13 protein-coding genes are annotated in these 19412 nt (G+C 52.0%); 9 read left to right on the top strand and 4 right to left on the bottom strand.

Going from position 1 to position 19412, the window contains the following annotated elements; all coding sequences use genetic code 11:
- Positions 1 to 9: 9 nt before the first annotated feature.
- The 7 genes from cmoM (at position 10) to QEN32_RS13800 (ending at position 10954) form a co-directional block, all read left to right on the top strand.
- On the top strand, positions 10 to 813 hold the full coding sequence (gene cmoM / locus QEN32_RS13830; protein WP_001154025.1) for a tRNA uridine 5-oxyacetic acid(34) methyltransferase CmoM: 804 nt from the start codon (positions 10 to 12) through the stop codon (positions 811 to 813).
- Positions 806 to 2128: a chromosome partition protein MukF gene (gene mukF / locus QEN32_RS13825; RefSeq protein WP_001288828.1), complete on the top strand. Its 1323-nt coding sequence runs from the start codon at positions 806 to 808 to the stop codon at positions 2126 to 2128. The genes cmoM and mukF overlap by 8 nt, the downstream gene beginning before the upstream one ends.
- The gene (gene mukE, locus QEN32_RS13820) at positions 2109 to 2813 is read left to right on the top strand and encodes a chromosome partition protein MukE (protein ID WP_000060025.1); all 705 of its coding nucleotides are present in this window, start codon (positions 2109 to 2111) and stop codon (positions 2811 to 2813) included. The genes mukF and mukE overlap by 20 nt, the downstream gene beginning before the upstream one ends.
- Entirely contained in the window at positions 2813 to 7279 is a 4467-nt protein-coding gene (gene mukB, locus QEN32_RS13815; protein WP_265322331.1) for a chromosome partition protein MukB, read from the top strand. The genes mukE and mukB overlap by 1 nt, the downstream gene beginning before the upstream one ends.
- 344 nt (positions 7280 to 7623) lie before the next feature.
- Positions 7624 to 9471 (top strand): L,D-transpeptidase, encoded by a 1848-nt coding sequence (gene ldtD, locus QEN32_RS13810; RefSeq protein WP_265322330.1) that lies wholly within the window; start codon positions 7624 to 7626, stop codon positions 9469 to 9471.
- A 259-nt stretch (positions 9472 to 9730) separates the two neighbouring features.
- The gene (locus tag QEN32_RS13805; protein ID WP_000357052.1) at positions 9731 to 10279 is read left to right on the top strand and encodes a YcbK family protein; all 549 of its coding nucleotides are present in this window, start codon (positions 9731 to 9733) and stop codon (positions 10277 to 10279) included.
- 27 nt (positions 10280 to 10306) lie between these two features.
- Positions 10307 to 10954, top strand: coding sequence for an MBL fold metallo-hydrolase (locus QEN32_RS13800; protein WP_001109471.1), 648 nt, complete (start codon positions 10307 to 10309; stop codon positions 10952 to 10954).
- 61 nt (positions 10955 to 11015) lie between these two features.
- On the opposite strand, the gene aspC is transcribed toward QEN32_RS13800, so the two are convergent.
- The 4 genes from aspC to QEN32_RS13780 form a co-directional block, all read right to left on the bottom strand.
- Positions 11016 to 12206, bottom strand: a complete 1191-nt coding sequence (gene aspC, locus QEN32_RS13795) for an aspartate transaminase (RefSeq protein ID WP_000462653.1) — start codon at positions 12204 to 12206, stop codon at positions 11016 to 11018.
- 184 nt (positions 12207 to 12390) lie between these two features.
- Positions 12391 to 13482, bottom strand: a complete 1092-nt coding sequence (ompF, locus tag QEN32_RS13790) for a porin OmpF (RefSeq protein ID WP_000977709.1) — start codon at positions 13480 to 13482, stop codon at positions 12391 to 12393.
- A 605-nt stretch (positions 13483 to 14087) separates the two neighbouring features.
- Entirely contained in the window at positions 14088 to 15488 is a 1401-nt protein-coding gene (asnS, locus tag QEN32_RS13785; protein ID WP_000117870.1) for an asparagine--tRNA ligase, read from the bottom strand.
- A gap of 200 nt (positions 15489 to 15688) precedes the next feature.
- On the bottom strand, positions 15689 to 16150 hold the full coding sequence (locus tag QEN32_RS13780; RefSeq protein ID WP_000762342.1) for an Lrp/AsnC family transcriptional regulator: 462 nt from the start codon (positions 16148 to 16150) through the stop codon (positions 15689 to 15691).
- Positions 16151 to 16466: 316 nt separating this feature from the next.
- On the opposite strand from QEN32_RS13780, the gene dpaL reads away from it, so the two are divergent.
- Together dpaL and QEN32_RS13770 are read left to right on the top strand one after the other, a co-directional pair.
- Entirely contained in the window at positions 16467 to 17681 is a 1215-nt protein-coding gene (gene dpaL / locus QEN32_RS13775) for a diaminopropionate ammonia-lyase (protein WP_000544860.1), read from the top strand.
- Positions 17682 to 17926: 245 nt separating this feature from the next.
- Positions 17927 to 19363: an amino acid carrier protein gene (locus QEN32_RS13770; protein ID WP_080203304.1), complete on the top strand. Its 1437-nt coding sequence runs from the start codon at positions 17927 to 17929 to the stop codon at positions 19361 to 19363.
- Positions 19364 to 19412 lie beyond the last annotated feature (49 nt).

The raw sequence follows: 19412 nt of genomic DNA, 5'->3' as shown, positions 1-19412 counted from the left end.
GAGAGTCCGATGCAGGATCGCAATTTTGATGACATTGCTGAAAAGTTTTCCCGTAACATTTACGGCACGACCAAAGGACAGCTGCGGCAAGCCATTCTGTGGCAAGACCTGGATCGCGTGCTGGAGGAGATTGGCGGGCGAAAACTGCGGGTACTGGATGCCGGCGGCGGCGAAGGGCAAACGGCGATTAAGATGGCGGAACGCGGCCATCAGGTGACGTTATGCGATCTGTCTGGCGAAATGATCGCCCGCGCGCGGCAGGCGGCCGAGGCAAAAGGTGTGAGCAAAGACATGCATTTTATACAATGCCCGGCTCAGGACGTCGCTTCGCATTTGGAAAGCCCGGTTGATCTGATATTGTTTCATGCTGTGCTGGAGTGGGTAGCCGATCCTGTCGGCGTATTAGAAACGCTCTGGTCAGTATTGCGCCCTGGCGGCGCGCTGTCGTTGATGTTCTATAACGCTAACGGTTTGCTGATGCACAATATGGTGGCGGGTAATTTTGACTACGTGCAGGCGGGGATGCCTAAACGCAAGAAGCGCACGCTGTCGCCTGACTACCCGCGCGACCCCGCGCAGGTGTACCAGTGGCTGGAGGCGATTGGCTGGCAGATTACCGGTAAAACCGGCGTGCGTGTGTTTCATGATTATCTGCGTGAAAAACACCAGCAGCGTGACTGTTATGAGACCCTGGTCGAACTGGAAACGCGTTATTGCCGCCAGGAGCCGTATATTAGCCTTGGGCGCTACATTCATGTCACCGCGATTAAAAGCCCGGCGCTAGCCGCAGATGCAAGGATAACCTATGAGTGAATTTTCCCAGACAGTCCCCGAACTGGTTGCCTGGGCCAGAAAAAACGACTTTTCCATCTCGCTGCCGGTAGACAGACTTTCCTTTCTGCTGGCGGTCGCCACGTTGAACGGCGAACGCCTTGACGGCGAGATGAGTGAAGGCGAGCTGGTGGATGCATTCCGCCATGTGAGTGATGCGTTTGAGCAAACCAGCGAAACCATCGGCGTGCGCGCGAACAACGCGATTAACGATATGGTGCGTCAACGTCTGCTGAACCGCTTTACCAGCGAGCAGGCGGAAGGCAATGCGATTTACCGATTAACCCCGCTCGGGATTGGCATCACCGATTACTACATTCGTCAACGCGAATTCTCTACGCTGCGTCTTTCTATGCAGTTGTCGATTGTGGCCGGCGAATTGAAGCGCGCGGCGGATGCGGCAGCGGAGGGTGGCGATGAGTTCCACTGGCATCGCAACGTTTACGCGCCATTGAAATATTCGGTGGCGGAGATTTTCGACAGTATCGATCTCACCCAGCGCATCATGGATGAACAGCAGCAGCAGGTGAAAGACGATATCGCACAACTGCTGAATAAAGACTGGCGGGCGGCGATTTCCAGCTGTGAACTGCTGCTTTCCGAAACGTCCGGTACGCTGCGCGAGTTGCAGGATACGCTGGAGGCGGCGGGCGATAAGCTGCAGGCTAACCTGCTGCGCATTCAGGATGCCACGATGACGCACGACGATCTGCATTTTGTCGACAGGCTGGTGTTTGACTTACAAAGTAAACTCGACCGCATTATCAGTTGGGGTCAACAGTCTATTGATTTATGGATCGGCTACGATCGTCACGTGCATAAATTTATCCGTACCGCGATCGATATGGATAAAAACCGTGTCTTCGCCCAGCGGTTGCGCCAGTCCGTGCAGACTTATTTTGACGATCCGTGGGCGCTAACCTACGCGAATGCCGATCGTCTGCTGGATATGCGCGATGAAGAGATGGCGTTGCGTGACGATGAAGTCACCGGGGAGTTGCCGCCGGATCTGGAATATGAAGAGTTTAACGAGATCCGCGAGCAGTTAGCGGCCATCATTGAAGAACAGCTGGCTATCTACAAAACCAGACAAACGCCACTGGATCTTGGGCTGGTGGTGCGCGAGTATCTGGCGCAATACCCGCGCGCGCGTCATTTCGACGTGGCGCGTATTGTTATCGATCAAGCGGTACGTCTTGGCGTAGCGCAAGCAGATTTCACCGGACTGCCAGCCAAATGGCAGCCGATTAATGATTACGGAGCCAAGGTACAGGCGCATGTCATTGACAAATATTGAACAAGTGATGCCGGTTAAGCTGGCGCAGGCGCTGGCGAATCCGTTATTTCCGGCGCTGGATAGCGCATTACGTTCGGGCCGCCACATCGGGCTGGACGAACTGGATAATCATGCCTTTCTGATGGATTTTCAGGAATACCTGGAAGAGTTTTACGCGCGTTATAACGTGGAGCTGATTCGCGCGCCGGAGGGGTTCTTCTACCTGCGTCCGCGTTCTACCACGCTTATTCCGCGCTCGGTGTTATCCGAACTGGATATGATGGTCGGTAAAATTCTCTGCTACCTCTATCTTAGCCCGGAGCGTCTGGCCAACGAAGGGATCTTTACTCAGCAAGAGTTGTACGACGAGCTGCTTACCCTTGCGGACGAAGCCAAACTGCTAAAGCTGGTGAATAACCGCTCGACGGGATCTGACGTTGATCGTCAGAAACTGCAGGAAAAGGTGCGTTCTTCTTTAAACCGCCTGCGTCGTTTGGGCATGGTATGGTTTATGGGCCACGACAGCAGCAAATTCCGCATTACCGAATCGGTCTTCCGCTTTGGCGCGGATGTCCGCGCCGGCGACGATCCTCGCGAGGCGCAGCGTCGTCTCATCCGCGACGGGGAAGCGATGCCCATTGAAAACCATCTGCAACTTAATGATGAGACCGAAGAGAGTCAGCCGGACAGTGGAGAGGAAGAATAATGATTGAACGCGGTAAATTTCGCTCGCTAACGCTGATTAACTGGAACGGTTTTTTTGCCCGCACTTTTGACCTGGATGAACTGGTCACGACGTTATCCGGGGGCAACGGCGCCGGGAAATCCACGACGATGGCGGCGTTCGTCACGGCGCTGATCCCGGATCTCACATTACTGCACTTTCGTAACACCACGGAAGCCGGCGCCACCAGCGGTTCGCGCGATAAAGGTCTGCACGGTAAGCTGAAGGCGGGCGTCTGTTACTCCATGCTCGACACCATTAATTCCCGCCATCAGCGGGTGGTGGTCGGCGTGCGTCTGCAGCAGGTCGCTGGGCGCGATCGCAAAGTGGACATCAAACCGTTCGCTATCCAGGGGCTGCCGATGTCGGTACAGCCGACACAACTGGTGACGGAGACATTAAACGAACGTCAGGCGCGCGTACTGTCGCTTGCTGAGCTGAAAGACAAGCTTGACGAGATGGAAGGCGTGCAGTTTAAGCAGTTTAACTCCATCACCGATTATCATTCGCTGATGTTTGACTTAGGGATTATCGCCCGTCGTCTGCGCTCCGCTTCCGATCGTAGTAAATTCTATCGTTTGATAGAGGCCTCGCTGTACGGCGGGATCTCCAGCGCCATTACCCGGTCGCTACGCGATTATTTATTGCCGGAAAATAGCGGCGTGCGCAAGGCGTTCCAGGATATGGAGGCGGCGCTGCGCGAGAACCGACTCACGCTGGAAGCGATTCGTGTTACCCAATCCGATCGCGATCTGTTTAAGCATTTGATCAGCGAAGCCACCGATTATGTGGCGGCGGATTATATGCGCCACGCTAATGAGCGTCGGGTTCACCTTGATCAGGCGTTGGCGTTTCGACGCGAACTGTACACATCGCGCAAACAACTGGCGGCGGAGCAGTACAAGCACGTCGATATGGCCCGTGAGTTGGGCGAACATAACGGCGCCGAAGGTTCTCTTGAAGCGGATTACCAGGCGGCGAGCGATCACCTGAATCTGGTGCAAACCGCGCTGCGCCAGCAGGAAAAAATTGAACGCTACGAAGCGGATCTTGAAGAGCTGCAGATTCGACTCGAAGAGCAAAATGAAGTGGTGGCGGAAGCTGCCGAAATGCAGGACGAAAATGAAGCGCGTGCCGAAGCCGCCGAGCTGGAAGTCGATGAACTCAAAAGCCAGCTTGCGGATTACCAGCAGGCGCTGGATGTACAGCAAACGCGCGCGATTCAGTATAACCAGGCGATATCAGCGCTTGCCCGCGCTAAAGAACTTTGCCATCTGCCGGATCTAACGCCGGAAAGCGCCGCCGAATGGCTGGATACTTTCCAGGCAAAAGAGCAGGAAGCTACGGAAAAACTGCTGTCGTTGGAACAAAAAATGAGCGTGGCGCAAACCGCGCACAGTCAGTTTGAGCAGGCTTATCAGCTGGTAGCGGCGATCAACGGCCCGCTGGCGCGTAGCGAAGCCTGGGACGTGGCGCGCGAGCTGTTACGGGACGGCGTGAACCAGCGTCATCTGGCGGAACAGGTACAGCCGCTGCGGATGCGCCTGAGCGAACTGGAACAGCGGCTGCGCGAGCAGCAAGAGGCGGAACGTCTGCTGGCGGAGTTCTGTAAGCGACAGGGCAAAAATTTTGATATTGACGAACTGGAAGCGCTGCATCAGGAGCTGGAAGCCCGCATCGCGTCCTTGTCTGAGAGCGTGTCGTCAGCCAGCGAACAGCGTATGGCCTTGCGTCAGGAGCAGGAGCAGCTTCAGTCGCGTATTCAACATCTGATGCGGCGCGCGCCCGTCTGGCTGGCGGCGCAAAACAGCCTTAACCAGCTTAGCGAACAGTGCGGCGAGGAGTTTACGTCCAGCCAGGAAGTGACCGAATACCTGCAACAGCTACTGGAGCGTGAGCGCGAAGCCATTGTCGAACGCGACGAAGTGGGCGCGCGTAAAAATGCGGTTGATGAAGAGATCGAACGTTTAAGCCAGCCGGGCGGCGCGGAAGATCAGCGTTTGAATGCGCTGGCGGAGCGTTTTGGCGGGGTACTGCTGTCGGAAATCTACGATGATGTCAGTCTTGAAGATGCGCCGTACTTTTCCGCACTGTATGGCCCGTCGCGCCATGCGATCGTCGTACCGGATTTATCGCAAATAACCGAACAGCTTGAAGGTCTGACCGACTGCCCGGAAGATCTGTACCTGATCGAAGGCGATCCGCAGTCTTTTGATGACAGCGTATTCAGCGTTGACGAGCTGGAAAAGGCGGTGGTCGTGAAAATTGCCGACCGTCAGTGGCGTTATTCGCGTTTCCCGTCGCTGCCTATTTTTGGCCGCGCGGCGCGTGAGAACCGTATTGAGAGTCTCCATGCGGAACGGGAAGTGCTTTCCGAGCGCTTTGCCACGCTCTCGTTTGACGTGCAGAAAACCCAGCGTTTGCACCAGGCGTTCAGCCGTTTTATCGGCAGCCACCTTTCCGTTGCCTTTGAGGACGATCCGGAAGCGGAAATTCGCCGACTGAACGGGCGTCGCGTCGAGCTGGAGCGCGCGCTGGCGACGCATGAAAGCGACAACCAGCAGCAGCGTATTCAGTTTGAGCAGGCGAAAGAGGGCGTTTCCGCGCTTAACCGTTTGCTGCCGCGGCTGAATTTATTGGCCGATGAAACGCTGGCCGATCGGGTCGATGAAATTCGGGAACGGTTGGATGAGGCTCAAGAAGCGGCGCGATTTGTGCAGCAATATGGCAACCAGTTAGCCAAACTGGAGCCGGTGGTTTCCGTTCTGCAAAGCGATCCGGAACAGTTTGAGCAGTTAAAAGAAGACTATGCATGGTCGCAGCAAATGCAGCGCGACGCGCGCCAGCAGGCTTTTGCGCTGGCTGAAGTTGTCGAACGTCGGGCGCATTTCAGCTATTCCGACTCGGCGGAAATGCTGAGCGGCAACAGCGATCTCAATGAAAAGCTGCGCCAGCGGCTGGAGCAGGCGGAAGCCGAGCGTACCCGCGCCCGCGAAGCGCTGCGCAGCCATGCCGCGCAGTTAAGTCAGTACAGCCAGGTCCTGGCCTCGCTAAAAAGCTCTTACGACACGAAAAAAGAGCTGCTTAACGATTTGCAGCGCGAATTACAGGATATTGGCGTTCGCGCCGACAGCGGGGCGGAAGAGCGTGCCCGCCAGCGTCGCGATGAACTGCACGCCCAGTTGAGCAATAACCGTTCGCGTCGCAATCAGCTTGAGAAAGCGCTCACCTTCTGCGAAGCGGAGATGGATAACCTGACCCGTAAGCTGCGCAAGCTGGAGCGCGATTATCATGAAATGCGCGAGCAGGTCGTGACCGCGAAAGCCGGCTGGTGCGCAGTCATGCGGATGGTGAAAGACAATGGCGTGGAACGCCGTCTGCACCGTCGTGAGCTGGCTTATCTGTCGGCGGATGAACTGCGCTCCATGTCGGATAAGGCGTTGGGCGCGCTGCGCCTGGCCGTCGCGGATAACGAACATCTGCGCGACGTATTGCGTCTGTCGGAAGATCCGAAACGCCCGGAACGTAAAATCCAGTTCTTTGTGGCCGTTTACCAGCATCTGCGCGAACGTATTCGTCAGGATATTATTCGTACCGACGATCCGGTTGAAGCCATTGAACAAATGGAGATTGAGCTGAGTCGTCTGACGGAAGAGCTGACATCGCGTGAGCAAAAGCTGGCGATCAGTTCCCGCAGCGTGGCAAACATTATCCGCAAGACTATCCAGCGTGAGCAGAACCGTATCCGTATGCTGAACCAGGGTTTGCAAAGCGTCTCGTTTGGACAGGTGAATAGCGTGCGGTTAAACGTCAACGTGCGTGAAACGCATGCCACCTTGCTGGATGTGCTTTCAGAACAACAGGAGCAGCACCAGGATCTGTTTAACAGCAATCGTCTGACCTTCTCCGAAGCGCTGGCGAAACTGTACCAGCGTCTGAATCCGCAGATCGATATGGGGCAACGCACGCCGCAGACCATCGGCGAGGAGCTGCTGGACTACCGTAACTATCTGGAAATGGAAGTTGAAGTTAACCGTGGGTCCGACGGCTGGCTGCGTGCGGAATCCGGCGCGCTATCAACGGGGGAAGCTATCGGGACCGGGATGTCAATTCTGGTGATGGTGGTGCAAAGCTGGGAAGACGAAGCGCGCAGACTGCGCGGGAAAGATATTTCGCCATGTCGCCTGCTGTTCCTCGATGAAGCGGCGCGTCTGGATGCGCGCTCTATCGCCACGCTGTTTGAACTATGTGAACGTTTGCAGATGCAGCTCATCATCGCTGCGCCGGAAAACATCAGTCCGGAGAAGGGCACGACCTATAAGCTGGTGCGTAAAGTGTTTCAGAATACTGAGCATGTTCATGTTGTCGGGCTGCGTGGCTTTGCGCCGCAGCTTCCGGAAACGCTTCCCGGTACGCAGACGGAAGATACGCCTTCAGAAGCGAGTTAAACACGGCAGAAACGATGAAGTGCCCGATGGCGCCTCGCTTATCAGGCAAGGCCGGATAAGTCGGTTACGCCGCCATCCGGCACAACAAGTTCTGTTTTATCATTAGCCTGGGGCGGCGAAGGCCGCCTTTTTCTTTATCTGAAAAATCTCTCCGGGTAGTGCATTTTCTTTAAACTTCTTTACATTAGGTTAGGCAAAAACGTAACGAACTTTATATACTGGAGTTAAGCCTGACGAGTGAGCAGGCTGACTCGTCATACTAAACAAAAGCATTGGTTGCGGTTGACCCGCGCTGCGGGCAGCGCAGTCATGCGGAGTATGATAACGAAAACAGGGGGCAAGGGATGTTGCTTAATAAGATGTGTGGTCGTTGTCTGTCGGCAATCAGTTTATGCCTGGCCGTAACATTCGCTCCACTGTTCAATGCGCAGGCCGATGAGCCTGAAATGATACCTGGCGATAGCGCCGTTGCCGCGACGGATCAGGCTGGGCCGCAGAAGCAATCCGCCGCGACGGCGATTATGGCCGGGATTCAGCCGCTGCCGGAGGGCGTTTCAGCCGAGAAAGTCCGGGCTGATTTACAGTCGCAGCTTCCTTCCGGCTATACGCCGGTCTATATGAGCCAGCTGACATTGCTGTATGCCGCGCGCGACATGAAGCCCATGTGGGATAATCGCGATGCGGTGAAAGCCTTCCAGCAACAGTTGGCGGAGGTGGCGATTGCCGGATTCCAGCCGCAGTTTACCGCCTGGGTGGCATTGTTGACCGATCCCGCCGTAAACGGTATGGCGCGCGATGTTGTGTTGTCAGACGCCATGATGGGCTATCTCCATTTCATTGCGAATATCCCCGTCAAAGGCCAGCGCTGGTTATATAGCAACAAACCTTACGCATTGGCGACGCCGCCAGTTTCGGTGATTAACCAGTGGCAAATCGCGCTGGAAGAGGGCCAGTTGCCGATGTTTGTCGCCAGCCTGGCGCCGCAGCATCCACAGTATGCGCCCATGCATGACGCGTTGCTGAAGCTGGTGGCGGACTCTCGCCCGTGGCCGCAGTTGGCCAATACCGCGACGCTGCGCCCGGGGCAATGGAGTAACGATGTGCCTGCGCTGCGCGAAATATTACAGCGTACGGGGATGCTGGATGGCGGTCCAAAGATAGCCTTACCCGGCGATAACACTGCTGATAGTGCCGTCGTCAGCCCCTCCGCCGCGGTAGTCGAAACATCGGTGGCGCAGCCGGTCGACGAACCAACGGCCCGCCGTAGCAAGTCGGCTCCGGCGGCACGCGCCTACGATCGTGAACTGGTCGAGGCGGTAAAGCGTTTTCAGGCATGGCAAGGGCTGGGGGCGGATGGCGTCATTGGCCCGGCGACGCGTAACTGGCTTAATATGACCCCCGCGCAACGCGCAGGCGTACTGGCACTGAATATCCAACGTTTACGCCTGCTGCCGGCGGAACTCTCTACCGGTATTATGGTAAACATTCCCGCTTATTCGCTGGTCTACTATCAGAATGGCAACCAGGTGCTGGCTTCGAGGGTGATCGTCGGGCGTCCCGATCGTAAAACGCCGATGATGAGCAGCGCGCTGAATAATGTGGTGGTGAACCCGCCGTGGAACGTTCCGCCCACGCTTGCGCGTAAAGACATTTTACCGAAGGTGTGGAATGACCCAGGCTATCTGGAGCGCCATGGCTACACCGCGATGCGCGGCTGGAACAGCAAAGAAGCGATCGATCCGTGGCAGGTTGACTGGGCCACCATTACGCCATCGAATCTTCCGTTCCGTTTCCAGCAGGCGCCAGGCGCGCACAATTCGCTGGGGCGTTATAAATTTAATATGCCGAGCTCAGATGCGATCTATCTGCACGATACGCCTAACCATACTCTCTTTCAGCGTGACGCCAGGGCGTTAAGTTCCGGCTGCGTGCGGGTCAATAAGGCCTCTGAACTGGCGAATATGCTCTTGCAGGATGCTGGCTGGAACGATGCGCGGATCTCAGGCGCCCTGAAGCAAGGCGACACGCGGTATGTCAATATCCGGCAGAACATTCCAGTAAATCTTTACTATCTGACCGCGTTTGTCGGCGCAGATGGACGTATGCAATATCGTACAGATATTTACAATTACGATCTCACAGCGCGATCCAGCGCACAAATTGTGCCAAAGGTTGAACAATTAATCAGGTAAATGAAGAAGTTCTGGTAAATATGTTGTCCTAATGTTTGGCTTCAACGGGGCGTTTCGCTGTAGACCCCCGTTGTGGCTGGGGGAGGGCCATCTTGACGCGGGCTTTATCGGCAGTTAAGGTGCCTTTCGTGCGCCAGAAGTGCATATACAACAACCTTTAAGTCGACCGGGCCGTTCAGAAGTCTGTGCCAGCCGGTATCATGTCTGCTTAAAGGTAGAAGTGTATTAACGATAACATTGACCTGTAGACCTGATTATCATGGACAAATTTGACGCTAATCGCCGCAAGCTGCTGGCGCTTGGTGGTGTCGCTCTCGGCGCCGCCATCCTGCCCGCGCCAGCGTTTGCCACACTCTCGACCCCACGCCCGCGCATTTTGACGTTAAACAATCTCCATACCGGAGAGTCAATCAAGGCGGAGTTTTTCGATGGAAGAGCCTACATTCAGGATGAATTAGCAAAGTTAAACCATTTTTTCCGTGACTATCGCGCGAATAAAGTCCGATCAATCGATCCCCGCCTGTTTGACCAACTTTACCGACTTCAGGGGCTGTTAGGGACGCGTAAACCTGTGCAGCTCATCTCAGGCTACCGTTCTCTTGATACCAATAATGAATTACGCGCCCGTAGCAGCGGCGTAGCGAAAAAAAGCTACCATACAAAAGGGCAGGCGATGGATTTTCATATTGAAGGCGTGGCGCTGAGCAATATTCGCAAAGCGGCGTTATCTATGCGCGCAGGTGGTGTAGGATATTACCCACGTAGTAACTTTGTGCATATTGATACCGGGCCGGCGCGGCACTGGTAATCAGCGAGGCTTAATCAAAGGAGCAGTATGAACTATCGTATTATTCCGGTCACCGCGTTCTCCCAGAACTGTTCATTAATCTGGTGCGAACAAACCCGGCTGGCGGCGCTGGTCGATCCGGGCGGCGACGCGGAAAAAATTAAACAGGAAGTGGACGCCAGCGGCGTGACGTTGATGCAAATTTTACTCACGCATGGGCATCTCGATCATGTCGGCGCGGCGAGTGAACTGGCGCAGCATTACGGCGTTCCTGTTATCGGTCCGGAAAAAGAAGATGAGTTCTGGCTGCAAGGACTGCCGGCGCAAAGCCGCATGTTTGGTCTGGATGAGTGTCAGCCGCTGACGCCTGATCGCTGGCTGAACGACGGCGATCGCGTCAGCGTGGGGAATGTGACGTTACAGGTGTTACATTGTCCGGGACACACGCCGGGACACGTGGTTTTCTTTGATGAACAGTCGCAACTGCTGATCTCCGGCGATGTGATTTTCAAAGGTGGCGTCGGGCGCAGCGATTTTCCTCGCGGCGATCACACCCAGTTGATTGACGCCATTAAGCGTAAATTATTGCCGCTTGGCGATGATGTGACCTTTATTCCTGGCCACGGCCCGCTCTCTACGCTCGGGTACGAGCGTCTGCATAATCCCTTCCTGCAAGATGAGATGCCGGTCTGGTAAGCAGAATGAAAAAGCCTGCAATGTGCAGGCTTTTTTATCGGTCACGCCAGTCGACAGTTTTTTACAGTACCGCAACAATGGCTTCGCACAGCGGCGCCATATTATCCGGGGTCATGCCCGCCACGTTCACGCGACCAGAAGCCACGGCATAAACGCCAAACTCTTCACGCAGACGCAGCACCTGATCTTTGGTCAGACCGCTGAATGAGAACATCCCGTTCTGCTTGATAATAAAGCTGAAGTCACGGTTCGCGCCTTTTTCCTGCAAGGTATTCACGAACAGTTGACGCATACGCTGGATACGCTGGCGCATGTCCGTCAGTTCCTGTTCCCAGATAGCGCGCAGGGCGTCATTACTCAGGATAGTCGCGACGATGGACGCGCCGTGCGCTGGCGGGTTGGAGTAGTTAGCGCGAATGGCGGATTTCATCTGGCTAAAAGCGCGATCCACGGTTTCCGCATCGGCAGCCACGAGGGTGCAGGCGCCGACGCGCTCATTATATAAGCCGAAGTTTTTGGAGTAGGAGCTGGCGACAATGAGCTCTTTATGCAGCGCGGCAAAGGCGCGCAGACCTTCCGCATCTTCTTCCAGGCCGCGGGCAAAGCCCTGGTAAGCGAAATCGAATAGCGGCAGCCACCCTTTTTCAACGGAAAGCTCAGCCAGAACCTGCCACTGTTCCAGAGTAGGGTCAATGCCGGTTGGGTTATGACAGCAACCGTGGAACAGAACCACATCGCCGGCCTGTGCTTCGCTCAGGCTGGCTTGTAGCGCTTCAAAATCCAGCGTGTGATTTTCCGCATCGTAGTAAGCGTACTCCCGAACTTCCAGACCGGCAGCGTTAAACACGCTTTTGTGGTTCGGCCAGCTGGGATTGCTCACCCACACCCGTTTTACCGGAGTATTTTTTGCCAAAAAGTCGGCGGCAATGCGTAACGCGCCGGTACCGCCCGGCGTTTGCGCCGTGCGTGCGCGCTTATCGTTAATCAGCGCGCTGCCTTTGCCGAACAGCAGTTCCTGAGTGCAGCGAGCAAATTCTGGAATCCCGTCAATGCCGAGATAGTTTTTCGTCGTTTCATTTTCCAGTAAATACTGCTCGGCTTTTTTAACGCTGGTGAGCACCGGTGTTTTGCCGGTTTCATCTTTATATACGCCAATGCCAAGGTTAATTTTCCCTGGACGGTCATCGGCGCGAAACAGATCGGCCAGGCCCAAAATCGGGTCGGCAGGAGCGGCGGTTATGTTCTCAAACATGACGAGGTTCCATTATAGTTACAGAAGGGAAATCCGCTATCAGGTTAACGGCAGATTTACAAAATGCCAACCGTTAGCGCTAAAAAGCCCGCCTGTTTTTGAAAGACGCACATTTTCTCTAAGAGAGATAAAAAAACAGGACCGAAGTCCTGTTTTTGAGGCATAAAACAAAGGGGTCTGCTGATCAGAACTGGTAAGTAATACCGACAGCCGCCTGATCGTCGGTGCCAACGTAGCTGGAGCTGTAGTCGTTTTCGTCCAGCAGGTTGAAACGGTAGTCAACCCATACGTTCATGTTTTTGTTGAAGTAGTAAGTCGCGCCCGCCTGAATATATTTCGCCAGATCGGCCGAGCCGTCGGCGCCGTTCAACTGCTTACCTTTACTCTGTACATACGAGATTGCTGGACGCAGGCCGAAGTCAAACTGGTACTGAGCGACCACTTCCAGGTTCTGCGTTTTGTTTGCCATTTCCACGGTATCAGTAACCGTATTTTCAACAATGCTCATATTGCGGGTTTCAGCATATACGGCAGCCAGGTAGACGTTGTTTGCATCATATTTCGCGCCAACGGCCCACGATTCTGCGCGATCGCCATTACCATCGCGATCCTGCTGATCGTTAGTACGCTTGCTGTTGCTGTATGCTGCGGTGACGCCAAAGCCGTCGAACTCATATGCCATGGTGTAACCTACGCCATCGCCATTCTGAGAGTTAATGCTGTGGTTGTCCTGATTTTTACCCTGATACTGGATACCGAAAGAGAGACCGTCCACCAGACCAAAGAAGTCAGAGTTACGATAGGTCAACAAACCGCCAGCACGGCTGGTCATGTAGTTATCGGTATAGGCGCCGCCCCAGGTTTCGCCGGAGAAGTAGGGGGCCATATCGGTATAGGATTCAACATCGTAAACGATACCGTAGTTACGACCATAATCGATTGAACCCACTTCCGCGTATTTCAAACCCGCGAAAGCCAGACGGACCAGATTCGAGTTCTGCTGTTCGCCTTCAGCGCGGTCTGCTTTAGTACGGTATTCCCACTGACCGAAACCGGTCAGATCGGTGTTAATCTGCGTTTCCCCTTTAAAACCAATCTGGGCATAAGTCTGGTCGGCATTTTTGCTATCGCCGGTCGTTGTCCATACGTGACGACCCACGGCTTTACCGTACAGATCCAGCTTATTACCATCTTTATTATAAATTTCTGCTGCGTTTGCGGTTGCAGCAGCCAGCAGGGCAGGGATCACCGCTGCCAGGATTTTGCGCTTCATCATTATTTATTACCCTCATTGGTTTTTTTATATGACACCTGCCACTGCCGTCAATAAATTCCGTCAATAAAACTTTACAGAAATATTGATGAGAGTTTGGTGTCTTTATGTGTCTGACAGGCATCTTTCCATTCAAACTAACGTTTCGCTACCGTGAAAGTGCTACAAATATAAAGATTTAGTTTTAAAGTGAAAAAATATGTAAACAAATGTTATTTTCGCGGAACTTTGTGAACAACGTCAAACTTCCCCTGAGTTCTCGCTTTGATTTGATCGTTTTTCTTTTATCACTATGATTTTATTGCAATTATTTGCTTGTAGAACCGTTGTGTCTGAAAAAGCAGCAGGCGAGCTATTTCATAAAAATAGCCATTTGGAAGTCTTGATGTCTGAAATTGTGGTTAAAAATTGTGCTATTAGAACAGAAAAATCTAATCCGCAATAAAATTAAGGATTAATTTTTATGTGTAAATATTTTCGTGAAATATACAGTAACAAGATGTGGTAATTCAGAGGGTTGTAATTAAATTTATTTACTTATTGATAATAAAACTGACATTCAGGCGAAAAAAAGGCCAGCATAGCTGGCCTTGAGTGTGACGTAAAAATCAGAAGCTGGCGTTGCGTGGGGTCCGTGGGAACGGAATAACATCGCGCACGTTTTGCACACCCGTGACGTAAGCGATAAGGCGTTCAAAGCCCAGGCCAAAGCCGGAATGCGGTACAGTACCGTAGCGACGCAAGTCGCGATACCACCAGTAATCCTCTTTATTCAGCCCCATTTCGGCCATACGGGCATCCAGCACATCCAGACGCTCTTCACGCTGGGAACCACCGATGATTTCGCCGATTCCCGGCGCCAGCACATCCATGGCCGCCACGGTTTTGCCATCTTCGTTAAGGCGCATGTAAAATGCTTTAATTTCCTTCGGATAGTTTTTCACCACTACCGGCGCTTTGAAATGCTCTTCCGCCAGATAACGTTCGTGTTCGGAAGAGAGGTCGACGCCCCAGAACACCGGGTTTTCAAATGTCTTACCACAGCGTTCCAGAATGGCGACCGCATCGGTGTAATCCACCTGAGCGAAGTCGGTAGAGACAAAACGCTCCAGACGAGCGATAGCGTCTTTATCCACGCGTTCGGCAAAGAACTTCATGTCATCCGCACGCTCTTCCAGAACCGCGTTAAAGACATATTTCAGCATGGCTTCCGCCAGACGGGCGTTGTCTTCCAGATCGGCGAATGCCACTTCCGGCTCCAGCATCCAGAACTCCGCCAGGTGGCGGCTGGTGTTGGAATTTTCCGCGCGGAAGGTCGGCCCAAAAGTATAGATTTTGGACAGCGCACAGGCATACGTTTCACCGTTGAGCTGGCCGGAGACGGTCAGGAATGATTCTTTGCCAAAAAAGTCTTTGTCAAAATCTACTCTGCCCTGGTCGTTACGCGGCAGGTTTTCCAGATCCAACGTTGAGACGCGGAACATTTCGCCAGCGCCTTCGGTATCGGAAGCGGTAATCAGTGGGGTAGAGACCCAAAAGAAACCCTGCTCATCGAAGAAGCGATGCAGCGCCTGCGCCAGAGTATGGCGGACGCGCGCTACCGCGCCAATCAGGTTGGTGCGCGGGCGCAGATGCGCGACCTCACGCAGATACTCAATGCTATGGCGTTTTGCCGCCATCGGGTAGGTATCCGGATCTTCCACCCAGCCTGCGACCTCTACTTTCGTGGCCTGGATTTCGAAACTTTGCCCCTGTCCCGGCGACGCGACAACCTTACCTGTTACTACCACGGAGCAGCCTGTCGTCAGGTGTAATACTTCTTCATTATAATTGGGCAGAGAATTATTGATGACAGCCTGTACAGGATCAAAGCAGGAGCCGTCATAAACGGCGAGGAAGGAGATGCCAGCTTTTGAATCTCGGCGGGTACGCACCCATCCGCGCACGGTGACTTCTTGGTCAACGGCTACACGGCCCTGGAGTACGTCGGCTACAGGCACAACGCTCATAATATTCTCTCTAGTTAATAGTCGGAAAAAATAAACACTTGTCCACCCGAAATGGGGGTATTCCTATGTTACCTGGCATCTGCAATCAGACAAGCAGAAATCGCATCTGGAAGCAGGTTTTCAGAAAGAAACCTGTAAAAAGTTCGCACCTGCTCGCGAACCATTGAGAATTTAGGCTGGTTTTGCAAGCTTTGCGCACGTTACTCGATCAGGACGCGCATCTCTTGCTTGGCGTTTTGCATCACGACAATCGTTTTAAAAGACTTTATATTGCCTGAGGAAAAGAAAAGCTCACGGGTAAGCGCTTCATATTCCGCCATGTCACGAACATTGAGCACCAGTAAAAAGTCGAAATCGCCCGTTACGTAGTAGACCTGCTGCACCTGCGGGCAACTGACAAACCGTTGACGAGCCTCTTCCAGTAAATTGAATCGCTCGTTTTCGATCACCACCTGCACCACAATCGTGACCGGGCGTCCCACTTTGCCAGCATCAATAAGGCTGACATTGCCTTTAATTATGCCCGCCTCCTCCAGTGCCGCGATACGACGATTCACTGCCGAAGGTGAAAGATTGACCTGTTCGGCGATTTCCCGCTGAGAAAGACGATTATCGCGCTGCAATAATGTCAGAATGTTTTTATCCCAGGCGTCAAGCTTCATATCGCAAATAACCTCTTTAATGTGATGACTATCACTGTGCGCAATTTTGCCGCGTCCAGGCCGTTAAAAAAAGGTGAAAATTGCACGACGATGGGCATTTTCGCGCCATTTAACAGCAATAAGCATAGTACTATCATAATCAGCGGAATAAAGAAAAGGACGTAATAGATATTGTGCGACTCTTTTATCAGTACGTTTATTAAAGTGAGCATAACCACTACTACAGCCACAAAACGCGAGTTCTTTACTTGTTTCTACTCAATAATTGCCAAAAACGTATTATTTCAATAAATAAACTTTAACAAAAGGTATCATTATGCATGAGCTTATTAAATACCAGTTTAATACACGTCGGAAAAAATATGGTACAGGAGCGGCCTTAAGTTTGCTTAACGGAAATGTTGGGCGTGAGGTGTTAGCATTTCATAAAAAATTACCCAATTATGCCGTTACGCCGTTACATAATCTGGCGCATCTAAGCCGGCGGCTTGGACTAGGGTCCATCCATATTAAAGATGAGTCCTGGCGTTTTGGTCTGAATGCTTTTAAAGGTCTGGGCGGCTCTTATGCTGTAGGAAAATATCTCGCTGATAAATTGCAATGTGATATTAACTCGTTAAGTTTTGCTGCCCTTAACACTCCTGAGATTAAAGAAAAAATTAAAGATTGTGTTTTTGTTACCGCGACGGATGGCAATCATGGCCGTGGTGTGGCGTGGGCGGCAGAGCAATTAGGTCTAAAAGCCGTCGTTTATATGCCTAAAGGATCATCGTTAATCCGGGCAGAGAATATTCGCCATCATGGAGCTGAATGCACCATCACCGATCTGAACTACGATGATGCAGTGCGACTGGCCCATAGAATGGCGCAAACAAAAGGCTGGGTGCTTTTGCAGGATACAGCCTGGACAGGGTATGAAGAGATCCCAACATGGATTATGCAAGGCTATATGACACTAGCGGTTGAAGCTTATGAGCAGCTCGCAGAAACAAACAGTCCGTTGCCAACCCACCTTATTTTACAAGCGGGGGTGGGATCATTTGCTGGCAGTGTTATGGGTTATTTTGTTGAAAAAATGCAGGAAAATACCCCTAATATTATTGTGGTTGAGCCGCATCAGGCCAACTGTCTTTATCAATCCGCAGTTATGAATGATGGTCAACCTCACTGCGTCACTGGCGATATGGCGACGATAATGGCCGGGCTTGCGTGTGGGGAGCCGAATATTATCAGTTGGCCTATTATTCGGGACAACACCAGTTGTTTTATTTCCGCTGATGATTGTCTGGCGGCTAAGGGTATGCGCATTTCTGCCGCGCCGCGTCCAGGCACTGATACGCCTTTTATTTCCGGCGAGTCCGGAGCTATTGGCGTAGGGTTACTTTATGAGTTGATGAACAATATGCATTATCAGGATCTTGCTAATCGCTTACAGCTTGATGCCAATGCTCATGTTCTGCTTATTAGCACCGAAGGCGATACGTCCCCAGATATTTATGAAGATATAGTCTGGAACGGACGCAGTGCTTAAACATTACGACTAAAAAATTAGATAACAAAGGCAGCATGTAAAAAACGCGTTTTTTATACGCATAATAAACCTAATGCAGGAAGCAAAACTTCATAACAATATACCATTAAAACGGCATTTAGTGAGTAAGGGATGCTCCTACCCGCTGACTTTCCAGTTTAGTGTTGTTGACAAAATTCAGGATTACGCTGAACTGGAAAGATTATTTCTGAGACTGAACGAATTAATTTAAATCCGAGGTCATTATGTTAGAGCAACTTTCACAACTCTTTGAATTTCTATGGGGTGGCCCATTATTTTTGTGTGTCATCGGCATTGGTTTTTATTTTACAGTACGCCTCAAATTTTTCCAGATTATCAATTTAAAAGAAATTTACCGTAATACAATTGGTACACTTGCCGGAAAAAATAAACAAAACACTACTGGCGAGGCAGCGTCTAAAAAATCCCTAAAATCAATAGAGGTGGCTGCCACTGTGCTATCCGGCTCATTAGGTGCGGGAACGATCGCAGGTGTTGCTGCGGCTATTGCGGTTGGCGGACCTGGGGCAATTTTCTGGATGTGGATCATTGCGGTCGTGGGTATGATGACCAAAATGGTTGAAGTGACGCTGGCGGTGAAATACCGAAGTAAAGGTGAGAATGGCGAATATTATGGCGGCCCAATGCATTATATTAAGAAAGGGCTCAATAAAAAATGGCATCCCTTGGCAGGATTATATGCGTTTGCATTAATGATTCTGGTTATTACGGATGCCTGTTTTGTGCAAACTAATACGATGGCGGCGGTCATTCACTATACGTTTGACATCCCAACAAGCGTCATCGGGGGATTTATTGTCATCGTAGGCGCGTTGGTTATTTTAAAAGGACTCTCCAGTCTTGGTAAATTCTGTACGATTGCACTTCCACCGATCACCATTGCCTATTTCATTGGTGCCGCTGGTGTAGTGGTATTGAATATCGAGGCTATCCCACAGGTTGTAAAAAGTATTTTCTATTATGCCTTTGCCCCTGCGCCAGCAGCCGGTGGCTTTGTCGGGTCAACCATCATGATGGCCATCAGTAAAGGAGCCAGTCGCGGAATATTCACTAACGAAGCCGGCATGGGTACCTCGGCCACAGTACATGCTACTGCCAACGTGGATTATGCTTTCCGTCAGGGAATGTGGGGGGCAGTGGAAGTATTTTTTGTTTCAATGATTACCTGTAACTTTACCGCATTTGCTGTACTTGCTTCTGGTATGTGGACAGACGCCAGTTATCAAGGTATTCAGATTATCTTTGCCGCCTTAAAAGAAACATGGCATCCGATTATTGTTCAGGTTCTCTGTCTCGGTGTGGCGTTGATTCTGTTTACTTCTTATCTTGGTTCATATATTAAATTTCGCACTTCGATAAACTATATCTTTGGCGATAAGCTAGAACGCATCATTAAATGGCTATATTTTTTGCCGCCACTGATTGCCGTTAATATGGAAATCCCGGTAATCTGGTTAATGGCTGATATTGCTGTCGGTTTTCTGGTTATCCCCAACGTAATTGCTCTGTTCTTGCTGCGTAAAGAATTTATTAGCGAATTCAATATATTCAGAACGCGTACACAGCGGGACACTAATTCTGAAAAAACAACGCAAATCACGCACGTAAATATGTCGAAGAGTGAAGGGAAAGAAGAGTAACCATCGCGGCCAGAACAGGTAAGATGGTCAGAAGAGTAACAAAGCGCCC

It is taken from the genome of Salmonella sp. SA14318 (assembly GCF_029866905.1).
GTDB lineage: Bacteria > Pseudomonadota > Gammaproteobacteria > Enterobacterales > Enterobacteriaceae > Salmonella > Salmonella enterica.
The sequence above is the reverse complement of the archived record's forward strand: the minus strand, read 5'-3'. Positions and strand labels throughout refer to the sequence as shown.

Excerpts from the sequence above, each read along its gene's own strand:
- aspC (WP_000462653.1), bottom strand. The coding sequence starts at position 12,206 with ATGTTTGAGAACATAACCGCCGCTCCTGCCGACCCGATTTTGGGCCTG.
- dpaL (WP_000544860.1), top strand. The coding sequence starts at position 16,467 with ATGCATGAGCTTATTAAATACCAGTTTAATACACGTCGGAAAAAATAT.
- QEN32_RS13800 (WP_001109471.1), top strand. The coding sequence starts at position 10,307 with ATGAACTATCGTATTATTCCGGTCACCGCGTTCTCCCAGAACTGTTCA.
- QEN32_RS13780 (WP_000762342.1), bottom strand. The coding sequence starts at position 16,150 with ATGAAGCTTGACGCCTGGGATAAAAACATTCTGACATTATTGCAGCGC.
- cmoM (WP_001154025.1), top strand. The coding sequence starts at position 10 with ATGCAGGATCGCAATTTTGATGACATTGCTGAAAAGTTTTCCCGTAAC.
- QEN32_RS13770 (WP_080203304.1), top strand. The coding sequence starts at position 17,927 with ATGTTAGAGCAACTTTCACAACTCTTTGAATTTCTATGGGGTGGCCCA.
- mukE (WP_000060025.1), top strand. The coding sequence starts at position 2,109 with ATGTCATTGACAAATATTGAACAAGTGATGCCGGTTAAGCTGGCGCAG.
- ompF (WP_000977709.1), bottom strand. The coding sequence starts at position 13,482 with ATGATGAAGCGCAAAATCCTGGCAGCGGTGATCCCTGCCCTGCTGGCT.
- asnS (WP_000117870.1), bottom strand. The coding sequence starts at position 15,488 with ATGAGCGTTGTGCCTGTAGCCGACGTACTCCAGGGCCGTGTAGCCGTT.
- mukB (WP_265322331.1), top strand. The coding sequence starts at position 2,813 with ATGATTGAACGCGGTAAATTTCGCTCGCTAACGCTGATTAACTGGAAC.
- ldtD (WP_265322330.1), top strand. The coding sequence starts at position 7,624 with ATGTTGCTTAATAAGATGTGTGGTCGTTGTCTGTCGGCAATCAGTTTA.
- QEN32_RS13805 (WP_000357052.1), top strand. The coding sequence starts at position 9,731 with ATGGACAAATTTGACGCTAATCGCCGCAAGCTGCTGGCGCTTGGTGGT.
- mukF (WP_001288828.1), top strand. The coding sequence starts at position 806 with ATGAGTGAATTTTCCCAGACAGTCCCCGAACTGGTTGCCTGGGCCAGA.